The 20,926-nt window shown below is 48.9% G+C and carries 18 protein-coding genes; 17 read left to right on the plus strand and 1 reads right to left on the minus strand.

Translation table 11 applies throughout. The features are described from left to right. The first annotated feature begins 72 nt into the window (after positions 1-72). The 7 genes from argH to CB4_RS03620 all read left to right on the plus strand — a co-directional run bounded on the left by argH (position 73) and on the right by CB4_RS03620 (position 7,665). A complete protein-coding gene (argH, locus tag CB4_RS03590) occupies positions 73-1,497 on the plus strand; it encodes an argininosuccinate lyase (protein ID WP_096463626.1) in 1,425 nt (474 codons plus the stop codon). 181 nt (positions 1,498-1,678) lie between these two features. Then, complete coding sequence (ftsE, locus tag CB4_RS03595) at positions 1,679-2,377, plus strand: cell division ATP-binding protein FtsE (protein WP_096463627.1); 699 nt, start codon at positions 1,679-1,681, stop codon at positions 2,375-2,377. After that, entirely contained in the window at positions 2,367-3,260 is an 894-nt protein-coding gene (gene ftsX, locus CB4_RS03600; RefSeq protein WP_096463628.1) for a permease-like cell division protein FtsX, read from the plus strand. The genes ftsE and ftsX overlap by 11 nt, the downstream gene beginning before the upstream one ends. A gap of 44 nt (positions 3,261-3,304) precedes the next feature. After that, positions 3,305-4,507 carry a murein hydrolase activator EnvC family protein gene (locus CB4_RS03605; RefSeq protein ID WP_096463629.1) on the plus strand — a complete coding sequence of 401 codons (1,203 nt, stop codon included), beginning with the start codon at positions 3,305-3,307 and terminating at the stop codon, positions 4,505-4,507. A 91-nt stretch (positions 4,508-4,598) separates the two neighbouring features. After that, positions 4,599-6,041, plus strand: a complete 1,443-nt coding sequence (locus CB4_RS03610) for a S41 family peptidase (protein ID WP_373681358.1) — start codon at positions 4,599-4,601, stop codon at positions 6,039-6,041. Between the two features lie 95 nt (positions 6,042-6,136). Continuing rightward, positions 6,137-7,438 carry a PDZ domain-containing protein gene (locus CB4_RS03615; protein ID WP_096463631.1) on the plus strand — a complete coding sequence of 434 codons (1,302 nt, stop codon included), beginning with the start codon at positions 6,137-6,139 and terminating at the stop codon, positions 7,436-7,438. Beyond that, positions 7,435-7,665, plus strand: a complete 231-nt coding sequence (locus CB4_RS03620; RefSeq protein WP_096463632.1) for a hypothetical protein — start codon at positions 7,435-7,437, stop codon at positions 7,663-7,665. Before CB4_RS03615 ends, CB4_RS03620 begins: the two co-directional genes overlap by 4 nt. Before the next feature lie 86 nt (positions 7,666-7,751). On the opposite strand, the gene CB4_RS03625 is transcribed toward CB4_RS03620, so the two are convergent. Beyond that, the gene (locus CB4_RS03625; protein WP_096463633.1) at positions 7,752-8,459 is read right to left on the minus strand and encodes a hypothetical protein; all 708 of its coding nucleotides are present in this window, start codon (positions 8,457-8,459) and stop codon (positions 7,752-7,754) included. Positions 8,460-8,698: 239 nt separating this feature from the next. Here CB4_RS03625 and uvrB point away from each other — a divergent pair, with 239 nt between their 5' ends. The 10 genes from uvrB (at position 8,699) to hisB (ending at position 20,926) form a co-directional block, all read left to right on the plus strand. Further along, positions 8,699-10,690 (plus strand): excinuclease ABC subunit UvrB, encoded by a 1,992-nt coding sequence (gene uvrB, locus CB4_RS03630; protein WP_096467616.1) that lies wholly within the window; start codon positions 8,699-8,701, stop codon positions 10,688-10,690. 10 nt (positions 10,691-10,700) lie between these two features. After that, on the plus strand, positions 10,701-13,562 hold the full coding sequence (gene uvrA, locus CB4_RS03635; protein ID WP_096463634.1) for an excinuclease ABC subunit UvrA: 2,862 nt from the start codon (positions 10,701-10,703) through the stop codon (positions 13,560-13,562). Between the two features lie 114 nt (positions 13,563-13,676). Further along, positions 13,677-14,609: an HPr(Ser) kinase/phosphatase gene (gene hprK / locus CB4_RS03640; RefSeq protein ID WP_096463635.1), complete on the plus strand. Its 933-nt coding sequence runs from the start codon at positions 13,677-13,679 to the stop codon at positions 14,607-14,609. A 12-nt stretch (positions 14,610-14,621) separates the two neighbouring features. Beyond that, positions 14,622-15,449: a prolipoprotein diacylglyceryl transferase gene (gene lgt / locus CB4_RS03645; protein ID WP_096463636.1), complete on the plus strand. Its 828-nt coding sequence runs from the start codon at positions 14,622-14,624 to the stop codon at positions 15,447-15,449. A gap of 34 nt (positions 15,450-15,483) precedes the next feature. Then, entirely contained in the window at positions 15,484-16,140 is a 657-nt protein-coding gene (ppaX, locus tag CB4_RS03650) for a pyrophosphatase PpaX (RefSeq protein WP_096463637.1), read from the plus strand. 10 nt (positions 16,141-16,150) lie between these two features. Beyond that, positions 16,151-16,645 (plus strand): acyltransferase, encoded by a 495-nt coding sequence (locus tag CB4_RS03655; RefSeq protein ID WP_096463638.1) that lies wholly within the window; start codon positions 16,151-16,153, stop codon positions 16,643-16,645. A 596-nt stretch (positions 16,646-17,241) separates the two neighbouring features. After that, the gene (locus CB4_RS03665) at positions 17,242-18,408 is read left to right on the plus strand and encodes an ATP phosphoribosyltransferase regulatory subunit (RefSeq protein WP_096463640.1); all 1,167 of its coding nucleotides are present in this window, start codon (positions 17,242-17,244) and stop codon (positions 18,406-18,408) included. Further along, positions 18,408-19,052, plus strand: coding sequence for an ATP phosphoribosyltransferase (gene hisG / locus CB4_RS03670; protein WP_096463641.1), 645 nt, complete (start codon positions 18,408-18,410; stop codon positions 19,050-19,052). The genes CB4_RS03665 and hisG overlap by 1 nt, the downstream gene beginning before the upstream one ends. Beyond that, positions 19,053-20,330 carry a histidinol dehydrogenase gene (hisD, locus tag CB4_RS03675; protein WP_172890768.1) on the plus strand — a complete coding sequence of 426 codons (1,278 nt, stop codon included), beginning with the start codon at positions 19,053-19,055 and terminating at the stop codon, positions 20,328-20,330. An 11-nt stretch (positions 20,331-20,341) separates the two neighbouring features. Next, on the plus strand, positions 20,342-20,926 hold the full coding sequence (gene hisB / locus CB4_RS03680; RefSeq protein ID WP_096463642.1) for an imidazoleglycerol-phosphate dehydratase HisB: 585 nt from the start codon (positions 20,342-20,344) through the stop codon (positions 20,924-20,926).

Here is a 20,926-nt window from a genome sequence, read left to right on the forward strand (position 1 = left end):
GAATGCAATAGCAGAGAGGGGGGAGGCGTTTTCCGTTCTGGCACAGCCGGGGCTGGGAAACGCCTTGTATTTATGAAATTATGGGGCGGTCGGTTTACTAAAGCCACAGATAAGCTTGTAGAAGAATACACAGCATCCATTCAGTTCGACCAGCAATTATGGAAAGAAGACATCACAGGTAGTCTCGCACACGTAGCGATGCTTGGCAAATGCGGCATTATCGGTGAAGATGAGGCAGCAACAATTGCAGAAGGTCTCAAAAAAGTAGCCAAAATTATTGAAGCAGGCGAAGCTGAGTTCACGATTTCGAATGAAGACGTACATATGAACGTCGAAAAAATGCTGCTCGATGAAGTGGGCCCGGTCGGCGGCAAGCTGCACACAGGCCGCAGTCGTAATGATCAGGTTGCCACAGACATGCACCTGTATTTGCGTGCACGTGTTGTTGAACTCGTAGCTCTGATCGCACAAGTGCAGGAGGCTCTGTTAGAGCAGGCGAAAGCAAATGTAGATACGATTCTACCGGGTTATACGCATCTGCAGCGTGCGCAACCGATTTTGTTCGCGCATCATCTGATGGCGTATTATTCCATGTTCCAGCGCGACGCAGAACGGTTAATGGATAGCTTCAAGCGCATCAACGTGCTGCCGCTTGGTGCGGGCGCACTTGCGGGTACGACATTCCCGATTGACCGGGAATACGTAGCGGAATTGCTCAAGTTCGATGCTGTTTATACAAACAGTCTGGATGCGGTAAGTGATCGGGATTTTATCATTGAATTCCTCAGCGGTTCATCGCTTCTGATGGCGCACTTGTCCCGTCTGTGTGAAGAAATGATTTTATGGATGAGCAACGAGTTTAATTTTGTGGAGCTTGATGATGCATTCTGCACGGGATCAAGCATCATGCCGCAGAAGAAAAATCCGGATGTAGCCGAGCTTGTACGCGGCAAAACAGGTCGTGTGTATGGCAACCTCATGGGGATGTTGACGGTACTAAAAGGGCTGCCGCTCGCCTATAACAAGGACATGCAGGAAGATAAGGAAGGCATGTTCGATACCGTTACGACGCTGCACGGTGCGCTGTCGCTATTCGCTCCGATGATTCGTACGATGAAAGTAAAGAAAGAAAACATGCGTCAAGCTGTGGCAGAAGACTTTTCGAATGCTACAGACCTGGCCGATTATCTCGTAGGCAAAGGCATGCCATTCCGCCAGGCGCACGAAGTTGTCGGCAAAAGCGTGCTGTACTGCATCGATGCGGGCAAATATTTGCTCGATATGAAGCTTGATGAGTATAAGCAGTTCTCCGAGCTGTTTGAAGATGATATTTATGCCGCTCTCGATCCGAAGCAGGTTGTGAATGCACGCAACGTGCTCGGCGGCACGGCGAAAAACCAGGTAGAAATTCAACTGAACGCAGCTTCTATTGATTTGCAGCGTACACATCAGTGGGTAGAAGACCACGAGCAAAAAATTGACGTGCAACTTTTATAGAATGAATAGTGAAGGCTAGCATTCAGAAGAATGTGGCATCATTTGTCCCATCATCCCTTTCCATAGCAGGAGAGGGATGATTTTTTATCGACAAATGGTATAATAATAGATGGGTTTTGTGTTGAATGATGTCATTTCTTGGTAAAAGCAATAAAATACATTGTAGTTTGGGTGATCAAATTTGATAGAAATGCAAGATGTATGGAAGACGTATCCGAACGGTACGGTCGCGCTGCAGGGCATTGAGGTTTGCATCAAAAGCGGCGAATTTGTCTATGTTGTGGGACCTTCCGGCTCAGGGAAATCAACGTTTATTAAGTTGATGTACCGCGAAGAAACCGCAAGTAAAGGTCAGATCATGCTGACAGCAGACGGGGAGACCTTTGCCATTAGCCGCATCAAGGAAAAGCAAATTCCGTATGTGCGTCGTAAGATTGGCGTCGTATTTCAGGATTTTAAACTGTTGCCGCGTCTGACAGTTTATGAGAATGTAGCATTTGCGATGGAAGTTATTGAAACACCGGTCAAAGATATTAAGCCGCGTGTGATGGAAGTGCTTGAGCTTGTTCGCTTGAAGCATAAAGCACGCTCGCTTCCCGATCAGCTTTCTGGTGGGGAGCAGCAGCGGGTGGCAATTGCACGGGCGATCGTAAATAACCCGAGCATCATTATCGCCGATGAGCCGACCGGAAACCTTGACCCGGAGACGTCGATGGATATTATGCAGACGCTTCTTGATATTAATCGGCGCGGCACGACCGTTGTGATGGCCACGCATAATAAAGAAATTGTAAATACCGTACGGAAGCGAGTTATTGCGATTGAAGCAGGCCGCATCATTCGGGATGAGCAGAGAGGGGAGTACGGCTATGAAGACTAGCACAATGACCCGTCATCTGCGTGAAGGATGTAAGAACTTAGGTCGTAACGGCTGGATGACATTTGCCTCGATCAGTGCCGTGATGATTACCCTGCTGACTCTCGGCGTGTTTCTCTTGCTGGCGTTGAATATACAGCATTTGGTTGAGAAGGTAGAGAAGCAGGTTGAGATTCGTGTTATGCTTGATGTTACGAGTGATCAGGCACAAGCCAAGCAGGTAGAAGCAGAGATACGCAAGTTTCCAGAATTACAAGGAATTGAGTTTGTCTCCAAGCAGCAAGGATTGAACAGCTTAAAGCAAAGCTTTGGCAAGCAAGGTTCGCTCTTAAATGGGCTGGAAAAAGAAAATCCGCTGCCTGATTCGTATATCGTGAAGGCAAAATCACCGCAGCAGACGGGAGCACTCGCCCAAAAGATTGAAAAGATCCCGGGTGTAAAGAGTGTAAACTACGCGGAGCAAACAACCGCAAAATTGTTTGCGATTACGGATATGATCCGGTTTGTTATTGTGGCGTTTATTTTTGCGCTCGCCTTTACGGCCATGTTCGTCATTGCCAATACAATTAAGCTAACTATTTTCGCACGTCGCCGCGAGATTGAGATTATGAAGCTTGTTGGAGCAACCAATGGCTTTATTCGCTGGCCATTTTTTGTAGAGGGCGCGCTGATGGGTGTTTGCGGCGCGATCTTACCGATTGTGATTCTAGCAGTGAGTTATAACTCGCTTTTGAACTTCGTGGAAGGGCAGCTTGCGCTCTCTTTTCTAGATTTACTGCCGCTTTATCCAGTAATGCTGCAGGTTGCATTTATCCTGCTCGGCATTGGTGCCTTTATCGGTATTTGGGGAAGTATGATGTCTGTGCGCAAATTCTTGCGCGTGTAAAAGGTAGATATAAAATAAGAGATTTGCAATTCGGGGAGGAAAAGATGACAAAGAAATTCCTGATTCCGCTTGTGGCAGCTCTTGCAATTACGGGGCTTACTCCGGCAGCTAGCCGGGCTGGTAGTGTATCTGATGTGCAGCAGGAAATTGACCAGATTCGCCAGCAAAGCCAAGCAGCAAAAGCAAAAGTGGGAACGATTAATCAGCAGATTAATAAGTTACAGACTCAGCAGCAGGATACAAAAGAAGACATCATGAGCATTGACCTAAAAATGAATGATACACAAGCGAAAATTGATCAATTGAATCAAAAAATCCAGACGACAACCGTTGAGCTTCAGGCAGCTGCCAAAGAACTTCAGGCAGCGATGGAGCGCGTGCAGAAGCGGGATAAGCTGCTCAAAACACGCGTGACCGCCATCTATGAAGCAGGTGACATTTCGTATTTGGAAGTATTGCTCGGCTCTCAGGATTTCGCAGATTTCCTGGAGCGTCTGGATGCGGTCAAATCGATTGTCGATCAGGATGTAACGATTTTAGAAGATAACAAGCGCGACCGCGATATTATCGAGAAACGCAAAAACGAGATTCAGGCGAATCTGACTAACTTGAAAACCATGCAGGCAGAAAATCAGCAGTTAATCGCTGACATGGCAGCGCAGAAAGCGGATCGTGAACGCATTCTGAAAGAGTTAGAGAAGCAGGAAGGCGATCTGGTCGAAATCAAAGACGAGCAGGAGCAGGCGGCACTCGAGCTTGTAAACCAGCTTCAGCGAAAAATCGATGAGCAAAACCAGGCCAATTCGGGTAGCACGGGTGGAGACTCAGGTGGACAGCCTTCTTTCCATGGAAGTGGGCAACTAAGCAACCCATTGCCGGGAGCGCGCTTGTCATCTCCATTCGGATACCGAATCCATCCGATTTTGCATATTCGTAAATTCCACGACGGACAGGATATGGCGGCTCCAGAAGGAAGTACGATCATGGCAGCAGGTGATGGAGTAGTAGCGTCAACGGGTTACATGAACGGCTATGGCAATACCGTAGTCATCTATCACGGAAACGGACTGAGCACGCTGTATGCGCATATTCGAAACGGCGGTATTATGGTGTCAGAAGGCCAAACGGTAAAAGCTGGACAGAAAATCGCAGAAGTAGGGGCAACCGGACGTGCGACTGGGCCACATCTTCATTTTACCGTGATCAAAAACGGACAGAAAGTAAATCCGATGTCCTATATTAATTAAACAACTCACGATGACGGATATATCCAGGGTATATCAGTCATATACTAAGTGATAGAAGTCGGATTATACAAAGGTGGTGCGTATAGTGGTAGTGAAACGCCGCACGTTTATCACCATCATTCTGCTAGCTGTTGTATGTACAAGCATCGTGACGCTTGCGGCTGCCAAGTACGCTGGACAGGCGTGGGGCAGCAGTGGTACAGCAGGAAATAAGCAGGAGATGGTGACGGCACCGAACCCGGAACTGGCGAAGATTTATGAAGCGTACCAGGTCATTCAGGGAACGGCTCTGGAGAAGCGGGAGCAAACTAAGCTGATTGACGGTGCTATCGAAGGCATGGTCAAGACGCTGGATGACCCATTCTCCGATTATATGAATCAGAAAGAAACGAAAGATTTCAACTCATCGATTCAGTCCACCTTTGAAGGGATTGGGGCCGAAGTCACGCTTAAAAATGACAAGGTGACAATCGTTTCTCCATTCAAAGGTTCTCCTGCGGAACGTGCAGGCTTACGTCCGGGAGATCAGATTCTGAAAGTAAATGGCAAAAGTTTGAATGGCATGAGCTTAACGGATGCCGTTCTACAGATTCGCGGACCAAAGGGAACGAAAGCAGAGCTTGAAATCGTACGAGCTGGTATGTCTGATCCGATGCAGATTACGGTTGTCCGGGATGATATTCCAGTGGAAACTGTATATGCGGGCACCGTTGAGAAGGACGGTAAAACGTATGGCAAGATCGAGATCACACAGTTCTCTGAAAACACGGCTCAGCATTTTGAAAATGAGCTGAAAAAGCTGGAAGCGAAAAACATTAGTGGTCTGATTGTGGATGTGCGAGGCAATCCGGGAGGCCTGTTGAAATCAGTAGAAGCCATTGGGAATCTCCTCGTACCGAACAAGGGGATAATCCTTCAGGTACAGTACAGCGATGGTCGTAAAGACATCGTCCGTTCTGATCTTAAGCAGGCGAAGTATCCGGTTGTGATCTTAACAGATAAAGGAAGTGCGAGTGCGTCGGAGATTCTTGCGGGTGCCCTTCAGGAAAATGGCTATAAAGTAGTCGGTGACCAGTCATTCGGGAAAGGAACCGTACAGAATACGATTCCGCTAGAAGACGACAGCCAGCTGAAAATCACAGTCGCCAAATGGCTGACGCCGAAAGGAAACTGGATTCACAAAAAAGGCATCACACCGGATGTGAAAATTAATCAACCGGACTATTTCACAGCTGCCCCGATCTCGGACAAAACAGAACTGGTGCGTGATATGAACAGTGCAGATGTGAAAAACCTGCAGTTGATTCTTAAAGGGCTTGGTCAAGCTCCGGGACGTCAGGACGGTTATTTTGATAGCCGTACGGAAACAGCGGTAAAAGCATTCCAGAGTCTGCACCAGCTTCCGATGACCGGACGAGTGGATAAGAAGACGGCGCAGGTAATGCAGGAAGAGCTGATTACGCGTATCCGTGATCCGAAGAATGATTTGCAAATGCAGGGTGCGCTGGAAGTATTGTCAAGAGAAGCAAAATGATTTTTCAGCAGGGATTAAGAGCTGAAATAGAGAATTGTACAACCACGGCATAGAAATGGCCGTGGTTGTTTTTATGAGAAGTTGGAGGAATATATATGATAGACTGGTCTGCTTTTTTTATTGATCTGCTTATACAGATTCCGCGTACGCTGCTCAGTCCAGCGCTGTATGCGTTTATTCTCTTGCTGTTCTGGTATGCGAGCCGGCAGATTAGACAGGAGCGACACCTGTTTTCTGTGCGGGTGACGTCTGCCCCGCGTGAGATTGTGCAGGCACTTGTTCCAGGAATCTTAGTCGGAGCGGCTGTATCGATTCTCCTGTTAGGATTCGGCATTGCATTGTCGTATTTCGATGTGTTGTCGCTCTGGATCGGAAGTGTACTCCTTGGATTGGTGGCTCCGCGTTTTGCTGCAGCAGGCTATGCGGGTGGGTTATTGATTGTGCTCTCTGTGTTATTCCGTCAGGTAGACGTGAGTGGGACGGGCCTATTAGCGTCATTGGCAGGATGGATGCAGCAGGTGCATGCTCCGGCCGTCGCGGCACTGCTCGGTCTTCTATATATAGCAGAAGGGATATTGTTGCGGCGCCCGTCGTTACACGGCTGCTCACCGATGCTTCTTACTAGTCAGCGGGGGCTTGTGGTGGGAGCTTATCGTGTACGCAGGTTGTGGATCGTTCCGCTGATCACGTTCATTGCAGATGGAACTGGCTCTTATTCATTTGTATTGCCATCTGGCTGGCCATGGTGGGCGGGGGTTGCGGTTCTAAGTCTGCTTCCACTTCCACTTATGATTGGGCATGAGGATACGGCGATTGTCGCGACACCGGACGAGCAGATGCGTCAACCGGGCACATGGATGATAGGGCTTGGTCTGTTGATTTTTGTGCTTGGGTATCTTGGTACGTACTGGTTGCCGTCTGCTGTATTGGGTGGCGTGCTGGCACTGGCCGGGCATGAAGCTTTGCGTATGTACAGCCGCTGGCAGCAGAAGCTTCATGCACCATTGTATGTGCAGCGGAATAAAGGAGTATGCGTGCTCGGTGTTCTGCCGGGGAGTCCGGCAGATGAGATGGAGATTGTGACGGGTGATGTGATCATGCGAGTGAACGGACAGAGCATTACGGGGATAGAGGACTTGTATCCGGCGTTGCAGCAACAGTCCGCCTTTTGTAAAATGGAAGTGTTGAATCGGGACGGACATATCAAGTATGTACAGCGCTCGGTATACCAGGGAGACCATCATCAGCTCGGATTGATTTTGGCACCGGAAGCAGCGGGAGAGAAGGCAGGGTTGCCTCGAATGCGCCGTGGTGGGCTTCCGGGACGAAATCGTCAGGCTTCGGACGAACTAGAATCGAGTGTGCCGTTGGATCAAGGAAAGGATGTTTCGCTTTGATTGTCAATTATATGATTGCACTGATCATGCCGCTTGTACTGGCGGCTGTTCTCTCACGGGTCATACGGAATGTATGGGTAAGTATCATCGCTACATTTGGCATTATGATGGTCGGCTTCGATGGAGCGTACCAGCCGCTTCCGGTTATTCTCATCGGTGCTGCTGCTGGATTGATCGGCATGTACATCGGGTACCTCTGGTTGAAGAAGAACAATCTTACAGAATAAAGTAAAATGTGTTTGATAGGAAAAAGAGGCTGTCCCACTAGCTTATGGGACAGCCTCTTTTGCTCATAAATTGGATGCTACCTGAATTAGTTTGTAGCTGTTTCTTGATGTTTTTCGCCTTTAGCTGGGAACTTGATGCCGAGAGCTTCGAGTTGAGTTTTTGCTTCATCTTTTGTTAAGGTACCCGCTTTTTCTTGCTCAAAAATGGCTTTTACTTTTGCTTTAGTGGCATCGTCAAGTTTATTGAGAAAACCTTGATGACGTTCTGGTGCTTTGATGCCAAGTGCTTCTAGTTGGGCTTTTGCCTGTTCATGAGTTAAAGTACCGGCTTTTTCTTGATCGAAAATAGCTTTTACTTTTTCTTTTGTAGCAGCATCAAGGTTAGCGAAGTGATCTTGACGTTCTGGCAGTTTGATGCCGAGAGCTTCGAGTTGAGTTTTTGCTTGGTCATGAGTTAAAGTACCGGCTTTTTCTTGATCGAAAATAGCTTTTACTTTTTCTTTTGTAGCAGCATCAAGGTTAGCGAAGCGATCTTGATGTTGTGGCGCTTTGATGCCGAGAGCTTCGAGTTGAGTTTTTGCTGCTTCTTGTGTTAGTGTACCGGCTTTCACTTGATCGCGAATGGCTTTTACTTTTTCTTTCGTTGCAGTATCAAGAGTAGCATGTGCATGGTGTCCAGCATGTTGTTTCACTTGGGATGGTGATTGTGTAGGTGCATCAGCAGCAAATACAGATCCAACGGATGCAAGAGCGAATACAGCACCTAATGCAGTCGCAACAATTTTCTTTTTCATAAATAGCCATCTCCTTTAAAGTAAGTGTAATTTTGTTTACGTCTTAATAATGGACTAGAAATGTGGTAGGAATGTCAAACAATTATGGGGAATTATAAAAACCTACGTTTTTTTTATTACTTTTTCCCTTAATTGTAATTGTCTAGCTCAGAAAGAGAACTTTTGTTCGGTAAAATTGCGTTTTCATATAGCTCATATGCTATAATAAAAGGTAGCATTTCGTGCAGAAAGATGGTGAGATGTTGGAAAAGCTTACGAAAAAATTCGAGCTCGTCTCTGATTACGAACCAAAAGGTGACCAGCCGACTGCGATTGCCGCATTGGTGAATGGGATCGAAGCGGGCAAGAAGCATCAAACACTGCTGGGCGCAACTGGAACGGGGAAAACATTCACGATGGCGCAGGTCATTAATCGTGTCCAGAAGCCGACGCTGGTGATTGCCCACAATAAAACACTCGCTGCTCAGCTAGCCAGCGAGTTCAAGGATTTCTTCCCGCATAATGCGGTGGAATATTTCGTCAGCTACTATGATTACTACCAACCGGAAGCGTACATTCCGCATTCCGATACGTATATTGAGAAAGATGCAAGCATTAATGAAGAGATTGACAAGCTCCGCCACTCGGCAACGAGCGCACTGTTTGAGCGCAATGATGTCATTATTGTGGCGAGTGTGTCTTGCATTTATGGTCTCGGTTCCCCGCAGGAATACGGTTCTCTTCTATTATCGTTGCGCCGGGGAATGGAGAAAGGGCGCGATGACGTGCTGCGCAAGCTGATTGATATTCAGTATGATCGGAACGACATTAACTTTACGCGCGGCACATTTCGTGTGCGTGGAGATGTAGTCGAGATTTTTCCAGCATCTACGACTGAACATGCGATACGCGTCGAGTTTTTCGGTGATGAGATTGAGCGGATCACAGAGATTGATATCGTAACGGGTAAGGTGCTTCTGGAACGGGAACACGCTGCGATTTTTCCGGCTTCCCACTTCGTAACCGGGCCGGATAAGATGAGCAAGGCGATTGTCAGCATAGAAGCGGAGCTGGAACAGCAGCTGGCGCATTTTAAAGAGCAGGGGAAGCTACTAGAAGCGCAGCGCTTAGAGCAGCGGACGCGTTATGACATCGAGATGATGCAGGAGATGGGCTACTGTTCGGGTGTGGAGAATTATTCGCGCCATCTAACAGGGCTTGCGCCGGGGGCGACACCGTATACGCTACTTGATTACTTCCCGGATGATTTCATGATTATGGCGGATGAGTCTCATATTATGATTCCGCAGATTCGCGGGATGTATAAAGGGGATAAAGCGCGGAAGGATATGCTCATTCAGCATGGCTTCCGTCTGCCATCTGCGGCAGATAACCGTCCGTTGCAATTCCAGGAATTTGAGAAGCACGTTAACCAAATTCTTTATGTATCAGCGACGCCGGGTCTGTATGAATTGGAGATTGCACCGGATGTGGTCGAGCAGGTGATTCGTCCGACTGGTTTGCTTGATCCAACGATTGATGTGCGTCCATCACAGGGACAGATTGATGATCTGGTGGGTGAGATCAATGAACGCATCGCTTGTCATGAGCGGGTGCTTGTAACGACACTCACGAAGAAGATGTCGGAGGATTTAACCGACTACCTCAAAGAGATTGGAATCAAGGTGCGCTATCTGCACTCGGATATTAAAACGATCGAGCGTATGCAAATTATCCGTGATCTGAGACTTGGTGTATTTGACGTGCTGATTGGCATTAACCTGCTGCGGGAAGGGTTAGATATACCAGAAGTATCGCTGGTGGCGATTCTTGATGCGGATAAAGAAGGATTCCTGCGCAACGAACGTTCACTGATCCAGACCATCGGGCGGGCGGCACGTAATGCGAGTGGTCATGTGATTATGTACGCTGATAAAATCACGCAATCCATTGAGAAGGCATTGGATGAGACGAGCCGTCGCCGGAAGCGGCAGATTGCGTATAACGAAGAACATGGCATCACACCGCAGACGATTCAGAAAGCGGTACGTGATGTGATCGAAGCAACGAAAGTGGCCGAACAAGAGGAAGAGTATTTGCCGCAGAAGATGTATAGCAAGTTGAGTAAGAAAGAGCGTAAAGAAGTAGTGGCACGCATGGAAGACGAGATGAAGGAAGCAGCACGGGCCTTGAATTTTGAGCGGGCGGCTGAGCTGCGCGATCTGATTCTTGAATTGAAAGCGGAAGGATGATGACGGACGTATGAGTCGTGAGAATATTGTCATTAAGGGCGCACGCGCCCATAACTTGAAAAATGTTGATATTACGATTCCACGCGACAAGTTTGTGGTTCTGACCGGATTGTCCGGTTCAGGGAAATCGTCGCTTGCGTTTGATACGATTTATGCCGAAGGCCAGCGTCGCTACGTGGAGTCTCTTTCTGCGTATGCGCGTCAGTTCCTTGGCCAGATGGACAAGCCGGATGTGGACTCTATTGAGGGACTTTCTCCGGCGATCTCCATTGACCAGAAAACAACAAGTCGAAACCCGCGTTCTACTGTGGGGACCGTCACCGAAATTTATGATTACTTGCGTCTGTTGTATGCTCGCGTCGGACGTCCACACTGTCCGGAGCACGGGATCGAAATCACGGCGCAGACGGTCGAACAGATGGTGGACCGGATTGTGGCGTATCCTGAGAAAACCCGCTTGCAAATTCTTGCTCCGCTTGTTCAGGGGCGCAAGGGGGAACATGTAAAACTGCTCGAAGAGACTCGCACGCAGGGATATGTGCGTGTGCGCATCGACGGAGAGGTACGGGATCTGTCTGAGGAGATCAAGCTTGAGAAGAACAAGAAGCATACGATTGAAGTTGTGATCGACCGCATTGTGGTGAAAGAAGGTATTGAGAGCCGTCTGGCTGACTCGCTTGAGACGGCGCTTCGCCTGGCAGAAGGTCGTGTGCTCGTTGATGTAATGGAGAAGGAAGAGCTGCTGTTTAGTCAGAATCTCGCCTGCCCGACTTGTGGCTTTAGCATGTCCGAGCTTGAGCCGCGTCTGTTCTCTTTTAATAGCCCATTCGGTGCTTGCTCGACCTGTGACGGTCTAGGTAGCCAGCTGGAGGTTGACCATGATCTAGTCGTACCGGACAAGACAAAAAGCGTGAACGAAGGGGCACTTGATCCGTGGAATAGCTCCACATCGGAATACTACGGCCAGATTTTGAGCTGCGTCGCGAAGCATTATGCGATTGACCTCGACAAACCGTTCGAGGAACTGACAGACGAGCAGCAACATGTACTTTTGTTCGGTAGCGGGAAAGAGGAGCTTCTTTTTCGTTACAAGAGTGATTTTAGTACGACCGTACGAGAGACGCATACAACATTTGAAGGCGTGGTCAACAACGTACAGCGTCGCTATCGGGAGACAGGATCGGACCATGTTCGTCAGCAGCTCGAACTGTACATGAGTCAGAAAGATTGCCCGACTTGCAAGGGAGATCGACTACGTCCAGAAGCACTTGCGGTGCTTATAGGTGGTAAAAGCATTGCGTATGTAACCGATCTGTCGGTTGTTGATGCGCATGTGTTTTTTGATACGTTAGCGTTGACCGATAAGGAGATGCAGATTGCTCGCCTGATTTTGAAAGAGATCAAGGCACGTTTGCAGTTCCTTGTGGATGTTGGACTGGATTACTTGACAATGAGCCGCTCAGCTGGCACGCTGTCCGGTGGAGAGGCGCAGCGTATCCGCCTGGCGACCCAGATTGGTTCGAGTCTCATGGGTGTGCTCTACATTCTCGATGAGCCGAGCATCGGCCTGCACCAGCGTGATAATGCGCGTCTGATTAAGACACTTGAGCATATGCGCGATCTGGGCAACACACTGATCGTAGTCGAGCACGATGAAGATACGATGATGGCAGCAGATTATATTATTGATATCGGGCCAGGCGCGGGCATTCATGGCGGGCAGGTCGTAGCGCAAGGAACGCCCAAGGAAGTTATGGATGATCCGAACTCGCTGACCGGCCAGTATTTAAGCGGGCGCAAGTTCATTCCAGTGCCGCTCGAACGCCGCCAGTCGAACGGCAAATGGATTAAAGTGACGGGTGCGAAGGAGAACAACTTGCGCAATGTTACGCTCAACGTGCCGCTTGGTGTGTTTACGTGTGTAACTGGGGTATCCGGTTCGGGTAAATCGACGTTGATTAATGAAATTTTGCATAAGGCGCTTGCGCGGGACTTGCATAAATCAAAAGCAAAGCCAGGTTCATTCCGTAAAATCGAAGGCATTGAGCATCTGGATAAAGTCATCGACATTGACCAGTCGCCAATCGGCCGAACGCCGCGTTCCAATCCGGCGACATACACTGGCGTATTTGACGACATTCGGGACTTGTTCGCGCAGACGAATGAAGCGAAGATGCGTGGGTATCAGAAAGGCCGTTTCAGCTTCAATGTGAAGGGCGGTCGCTGTGAAGCGTGCCGAGGGGACGGGATTATCAAAATTGAGATGCACTTTCTGCCAGATGTATATGTGCCGTGTGAAGTATGCCATAGCAAGCGGTACAATCGTGAAACGCTCGAAGTACGCTACAAGGGTAAGAATATTGCCGATGTGCTTGCGATGACGGTGGAAGATGCGCTTGAGTTTTTCAAAAACATCCCGCGCATTCAGCGTAAAATGCAGACGCTGTTCGATGTAGGTCTTGGCTATGTGAAGCTTGGCCAGCCTGCGACGACGTTATCCGGTGGGGAGGCACAGCGCGTAAAGCTGGCATCTGAGTTGTACCGCCGCAGCAATGGCAAAACGTTGTACATTCTGGACGAGCCAACAACCGGTTTGCATATTGATGATATTGATCGTCTGCTTCGTGTGCTACAACGTCTTGTAGATGCGGGAGATAGTGTACTTGTCATTGAACACAATCTGGACGTGATTAAGACAGCTGACCATATTGTTGACCTTGGCCCAGATGGTGGAAGCCGAGGGGGTGCGATTGTGGGAGAAGGAACACCGGAAGACCTGGTTAAGGTCGAGGAATCTTACACGGCCCACTTCCTCGCACCTGTGCTTGCACGTGACCGGGAACGGTCTGAAGCCCGCCTGCAGATGCGATAAATCCAGATGTGAATGTAAAATGAAAGGCCCGCTGTCAGATGGCTCTGGCAACGGGCCTTTCTAGGAAATGTGATACAATAGAAGCAAGTATTGTAGAAAGAAAGGGTGGAACAGGTGAAGAAAACATATGTGCGGGACATTATTAATTATTTTCATCTAAAAGTGGCTGCTGGAGAGGCCGGTGTGCGGCGGGAAATCACGGTAAGCGACATCAGTCGTCCGGGTCTCGAGATTGCCGGGCATTTTCAGTTCTACCCGGCCGAGCGCGTACAATTGCTTGGACAGAAAGAAATGAGCTTTTTTAGCATGCTATCTGATGCAGAGAAGGAAGAAAGTGCCGGACGCCTGCTGGATGAGAAGACACCATGCATCTGCGTGGCGCATGGCTGTGAAATCCCGACGATTCTCCTCGAAAAGGCCGAAGAACGTGGAATTCCGGTGCTGACCTCTCCGCTTGCGACTACGAAACTGTCAAGCAAGCTGACTACATATTTAGAAGGGCGATTGGCCCCGACGACGACGATGCACGGGGTGCTTGTCGATGTATATGGGATGGGCGTGCTCATTGTTGGACAGAGTTCCATCGGGAAAAGTGAAACGGCGCTTGAACTTGTAAAGCGTGGCCATCGTCTGGTGGCAGATGATGCCGTGGAAGTGCGACAGACACAGGAGAATCAACTGATTGGCAGCGCTCCGGAGCTTATTCAGCATTTGCTTGAAATTCGTGGCGTTGGCATTATTAATGTCATGACGCTTTTCGGTGCCGGGGCGATTCGGAACTTTAAACGGATCACACTTGTCATTCGCCTGGAGACCTGGGACCCGGAGAAACAGTATGAGCGTCTGGGATTAGATGAAGAGAAATTGAAAATTTTGGATACGGAATTGCCGCAGATTACGATTCCAGTTCGTCCAGGGCGCAATCTGGCTGTTATCGTGGAAGTGGCGTCGATGAACTTCCGTCTGAAGCGCATGGGCTATAATGCAGCGGTTGTGTTCAGTAAGAAGCTGACAGATACGATCGAGGAAGCAGCAGACGACATCTAGGAGGGATACTATATGATTATGGCTCTTAATCCGATCGCGTTCCATCTGGGGCCGATCTCTGTACACTGGTATGGAATTATTCTTGGAACAGCGTCGCTTGTTGGATTGCTGCTCGCCCTGCGAGAAGCGCGTCGCGTTGGCATGGACCCGGAGATTATTATGGATGCGGTTATGTACGGAGTTCCAGCTGCGATTATTGGGGCGCGTATTTATTATGTTATTTTTCGCTGGGATGAATATTACAGCACGCATCCGAGTGAGATTATTGCAATCTGGCATGGTGGAATTGCGATTCATGGTGCGTTAATTGGATCGATCCTAGCAGGCTATATTTATTCCCGAGTTAAAAATATTTCGTTCTGGCGTTTGATAGACATTGTGGCACCGAGCCTAATTATCGGACAAGGGATTGGTCGCTGGGGGAATTTTATGAATCAGGAAGCGCACGGTGGACCTGTGACGCTGGAGTTCTTGCAGGGACTGCATCTGCCGCAGTTTATTATAAATCAGATGCACATCCTTGATCCGGTAACGAATACATACCAGTATTATCATCCAACATTCCTATATGAATCCATCTGGGACATCGCGGGCTTCTTGCTTCTTATTACGATTCGCCGGGTGATTAAAGTACGGCGCGGAGAGTTGTTCCTGACGTATATCATCTGGTATTCGATTGGACGTTTTTTTATAGAGGGACTGCGGACGGACAGTTTGATGCTGACAGAGTACCTGCGTATGGCACAGGTGATTAGTTTGGTGCTGATTGTACTGGCACTGATCCTGATGGTTGTACGTCGCCGCCTTGGTTATGCGGATAAGCGATATGGAGAAGAGTGAGAAACAATACGTACATTAGGAAGGAAGGGATACAATGCTGCGATATGAGTATGTGCTGTTTGATCTTGATGGTACACTGATTGATACGAACAACCTGATTTTAACCTCATTTATGTATACATTAGAAAAATACTATCCAGGCAAATATACGCGTGACGACATTCTCCCGCATATGGGTAAGCCGCTGTATGACCAGATGGAGATATTCGGACCCGAGCATGTGGACGAGCTGGTACAGGTGTATCGTGAGCATAATGACCTCGTACATGACGAACTCGTACGTGAATTTCCGAATGTTGTGCAGACGGTACGTGATTTGGCAGCTATGGGTGTAAAAATGGGGATCGTAACTACAAAACAACGCCATACTGCGGAGATGGGGGTACGCATATTCGGACTTGATCCGTACATGGACGCATTTGTAGCGTATCAGGATACGGAAGAACACAAACCGCATCCAGCACCGGTGTTAAAAGCAATCGAATTACTTGGTGCTGACCCGGCTCGTACATTAATGGTTGGGGATAGTCAGTACGATATTCAGGCAGCACAAAATGCGGGTGTGGCATCAGCCGGTGTAGCTTGGAGTCTGAAGGGGGCGGCGTTTCTTTCTACATTCGAGCCAACGCATCTGCTAAATGATATATCCGACTTAATTCAGATCGTCAAGAAGCCGGTAGAAAACACATAAGAGGTGGCATATGGCAAAGCGAAATACAGAACGCTACCCGGTGACGGGCGCCAATTCACTCTGGCAGATTTATAAGACGGTGAGCTTTTGGAAGGTTATGAAATGCTTTACCGTTGTTCAACTGGCCCGCTACATGCCATGGCTTCCGGTGAAAAACTGGATGTACCGCCATTTGCTCGGCATGAAGATCGGCAGGCAGACATCGGTTGCACTGATGGTTATGATGGATTCGATGTTTCCAGAACGCATTTCGATTGGGGACAATAGCATTGTTGGATATAATACGACGATTCTTGCGCATGAGTATTTAATAGAAGAGTATCGGCTCGGAGATGTAAAGATCGGCTCGAACGTAATGATCGGGGCAAACTCGACGATTCTTCCTGGCGTGACGATTGGTGATGGGGCCATTGTGTCGGCAGCGACACTTGTGCATCAAGACGTGCCAGCCGGGGCGTTCGTAGGGGGGAATCCGATGCGGATCATCCGGCTTCCAAATTCATGAAGAGGTATGAGGCGAGAGGGAAGTATATGTTCAAACGCTGGCTGTTTCTTTTCGGCAGGGAAGTATGAACTGTCCGCTTCAGGGCAAGGCGGGGACCTGCAAAACATCTGGGTTATTTCTGCGATGGAGACAATTGCAGGTCTATCTCCCCACCTTGCCCTTACGCTGGGCTGGAAAAGAAAAGGCCTTGCTTTTTGAACATATACTTCCGGTGCTCACACTTTCATGATTTTTATTGAGTAAGAGAAGCGGAAGTGATTGTTTTGACAAGAACAGAGGAGACAGCGTTCGAAAAGCGCTGTCTTTTCTTTTCATAACCGAGCGGAGACAAGAAATGGGGATTAAGAACGGCAATTGTCTCCATCATTGAGAAGCCCAGATGTTTTGCCGTTCCCCCGTTTCTTGGCGGAGCGGGCAGTCTATACTTCTCCGCTGAAAAGAAACAACAAGCGTTCGAACGCTGTCTCCTCCTCGCCTGGCTCAAACCAATCGCTTTCTACCTCTTTACAAGAGTGAAGTCCCGTGGTAGACTTACAATCAATAAGAATCCTTTAGTTTGGTAGCGAACTAAAGGATAGAAAAGGAGAGAGACACTGATGTCGAGACCGTTAGGCTTTGAAAAACCGCTCGGTATGCGAGATGTACTCCCGGATTTATTGAAGAAACAGCGCAAGCTTGAAGATAAAGTAAAGCAGTGCATGGAACAATGGGGATATGCGGAGATTATGACCCCAACGCTTGAATACTACGATACAGTCGGGGGCGCGAGTGCCACTATTGATAACAAACTATTCAAATTACTCGATCGGCAGGGCAAAACCGTGGTGCTGCGGCCTGATATGACGGCCCCGATCGCACGTGTGGCGTCGTCACTTTTAAAAGATGAGCCGCTTCCCTTACGCCTGATGTACAGCGCGAGCGTATTCCGGGCACAAGCGAAAGAGGCAGGACGCAATGCGGAGTTTGTCCAGCTCGGCATTGAAAACATCGGCTCAGCGTCGGTGGATGCGGATGCAGAAGCGATAGCACTTGCTGTATCCGTGCTGAAAGCTGCAGGGGTACAAACGTTTAAAATTGCGATTGGGCATGTAGGATTTCTGGAGGGGCTGTTCGAAGAAACGGTTCCGCGCAAAGAAGACCGCGATGTGCTGCGAGAGTACTTGCACTGCCGTAATTATGTAGGGTTCCGCCAATATGTGAAAGAATTGCGGCTTCCGGCTGAAAACGAAGCGCGTCTGCGTGAGTTGCTGAAGCTGCGCGGTGGTAAGGAGCTCATTGCACGAGCTGAGGCGATTACGGTGAACGGCCAGGCACGCCGGGCCGTAGCGAACTTGTATGAATTATGGGAAGCGCTCGAAGCGTATCAAGTAACAGACTCTGTCATTCTGGATCTGAACATGAGCAGCAATCTTGATTACTATACAGGTGTTTTGTTCGAAGGGTATGCAGCAAATCAAGGGTTTGCCCTTTGTACAGGTGGACGATATGACGGCCTGATGGCACAGTTTGGACGTCCGTGTCCAGCTACCGGATTTGCTGTTCAAATGGATAGACTACTTGAAGCGGTAGGAGATATGCCAGTACAGGTGGAAAAAAGCTTGATTTTGTATCGGGCATCACAGCGTCAGGAGGCGTTGGAGCTAGCTAGTCGTATGCGCATGGAAGAAGGAAAAGTGGTGGTTGCTCAGCGGAAGGATGAATGGCTGGCGGCTGATTTTTCTCAATATACCGATATTATTGACCTGACGAAGGAGGGAGCATAATGGCGATGCAGGCAAGTGACCGATTAATTGTAGCGATGCCGAAGGGGCGGATTTTTGAAGAAGCGGCGGACCTGTTACGTCGTGCCGGGGTGCCGCTCCCACCGGAGTTTGACGATTCTCGGAAACTAATTGTTCCGGTTCCAGCAGCCAACCTTGATTTTATTCTCGCCAAGCCGACTGATGTTCCGACATACGTAGAGTACGGTGTGGCGGATATCGGAGTAGTTGGAAAAGATGTGTTACTTGAGGAAGACCGCGATGTATATGAGCTGCTTGATTTACAGATCAGCCGCTGTCGCCTGTCTGTTGCGGGCCTGCCAGACTGGAAACCAACCAGCGGCACGCCGCGTGTGGCGACCAAATATCCGCGTGTTGCATCGAAGTATTTCCGAGAGCAGGGCCAGCAGGTGGAAGTAATCAAGCTGAACGGCTCGATCGAGTTAGCTCCACTCATTGGACTTGCCGACCGGATTGTGGACATTGTGTCAACCGGACGTACATTACAAGAGAACGGTCTGGTTGAATTAGAAGAAATCGTGCCAATCACGACCCGCCTGATCGCCAATCGGGTAAGCTACCGGATGAAGAGCGAAGCGGTTGATTATGTATATGAGAAGTTCGCGTCAATTGTGGAGGAGAAATAAATGATACGCATTGTAGAGGCTAACAATTTTTCTACACGCCGCGATGTAGAGAACGGAACTGACATGCAGCGTGCGGCTGTGCTCGATATTTTGGCGCAAGTAAAACAGAACGGCGATCAAGCAGTACTCGATTATACAGCCCGCTTTGATGGCATTACGCTAGATCGCATGCGGGTAAGTGAAGCAGAATTTGCGGAGGCTGAGCAAAATATTAGCCCGGAAGTGCGCGAAGCGATCGAGGCAGCTGCGATCAACATTCGTGACTACCACAGCCGCCAGATGCGCCAATCATGGATGACTACAAAAGAATCGGGTACGATGCTTGGACAGCTGATTCGTCCATTGCAGCGTGTCGGTCTGTATGTACCGGGCGGCACAGCAGCGTATCCGTCCTCTGTCTTGATGAATGCCATTCCGGCACAGGTGGCCGGGGTAGAAGAGATTGCGATGGTTACGCCGCCAGGCAAGGATGGAAAGGTCAATCCAGGCGTGCTTGTAGCAGCGCAAACGCTTGGTGTGACAGAGATTTATAAAGTTGGCGGTGCTCAGGCGATTGCGGCTCTCACATATGGAACGGAAACGATCAAGCCGGTTGATAAAATTGTCGGTCCAGGTAATATCTACGTGGCACTAGCAAAACGTGAAGTATTCGGCTTAGTTGATATCGATATGGTAGCCGGACCGAGTGAGATTGTTGTGCTGGCAGATAACACAGCGAATCCTGGTTATGTGGCGGCTGACTTGCTGTCGCAGGCGGAACACGATGCGATGGCATCTTCTGTTCTGGTTACACCAAGCCGTACACTGGCCAAAGCGGTACAGCAGGAAGTCGAGAAACAACTTGCGGTTCTGCCGCGCCGGGAAATTGCCGAGAAATCCATTCGTGATCACGGTGCGATCTGCATCGTGGATAGTTTGGAACAAGGCATTGATGTAGTCAATCGTCTCGCTCCGGAACATCTTGAGGTCGTCGTGGAAGATGCGATGGAGTATGTAGGTAAGCTGAAAAACGCCGGGGCGATATTCCTTGGTGCATACAGCTCGGAGCCGGTAGGCGACTACTTTGCCGGACCGAACCACGTTCTGCCAACGAATGGTACAGCACGCTTCTCATCCCCGCTTAATGTGGATGACTTCCTGAAGAAAACAAGCTTGATTTCATACAGCCGTCAGGATTTATTGGCGAACGGACAAAAAATCGTGGCACTTGCCCGCCAGGAGGGGCTTGAAGCACACGCGAGGGCGATCCAGATGCGCCTCGATAACGAACAGAACTAGGGGGAACCAGCATGCGTCAGGCATCTATTGCACGTAAGACAAATGAAACGGACATTACTTTATCGTTTGCGGTTGACGGAGAAGGCCGCAGTGAGTTAAAAACGGATGTTCCATTTCTTGACCATATGCTCGATTTGTTTACAAAGCATGGCCAATTCGACCTGAATGTACAGGCAAAAGGCGATATCGAGATTGACTACCACCATACGGTAGAAGATATTGCGATCTGTTTAGGTCAAGCGCTGCGAGAAGCACTTGGTGACAAGAAAGGGATTAAGCGGTACGCAAGCGTATTTGTTCCGATGGATGAAGCATTGGGTCAGGTCATTATTGACATTAGTAACCGCCCGCACCTTGAATATCGTGCTGAATTCCCGTCTGCGAATGTCGGCAATTTCCCGGTTGAATTGTTCCATGAGTTTTTCTGGAAACTGGCACTTGAAGCACGCATTACGCTTCATATTATTGTGCACTACGGACATAACACGCACCACATGATTGAAGCGGTATTCAAAGCACTTGGCCGTGCGCTTGATGAAGCAACGATGATCGACCCGCGTGTGAAAGGGGTCCCGTCCACGAAAGGAATGTTGTAA

The sequence above is a fragment of the Aneurinibacillus soli genome, from assembly GCF_002355375.1.
In the GTDB taxonomy this organism is placed as follows: Bacteria; Bacillota; Bacilli; order Aneurinibacillales; family Aneurinibacillaceae; genus Aneurinibacillus; species Aneurinibacillus soli.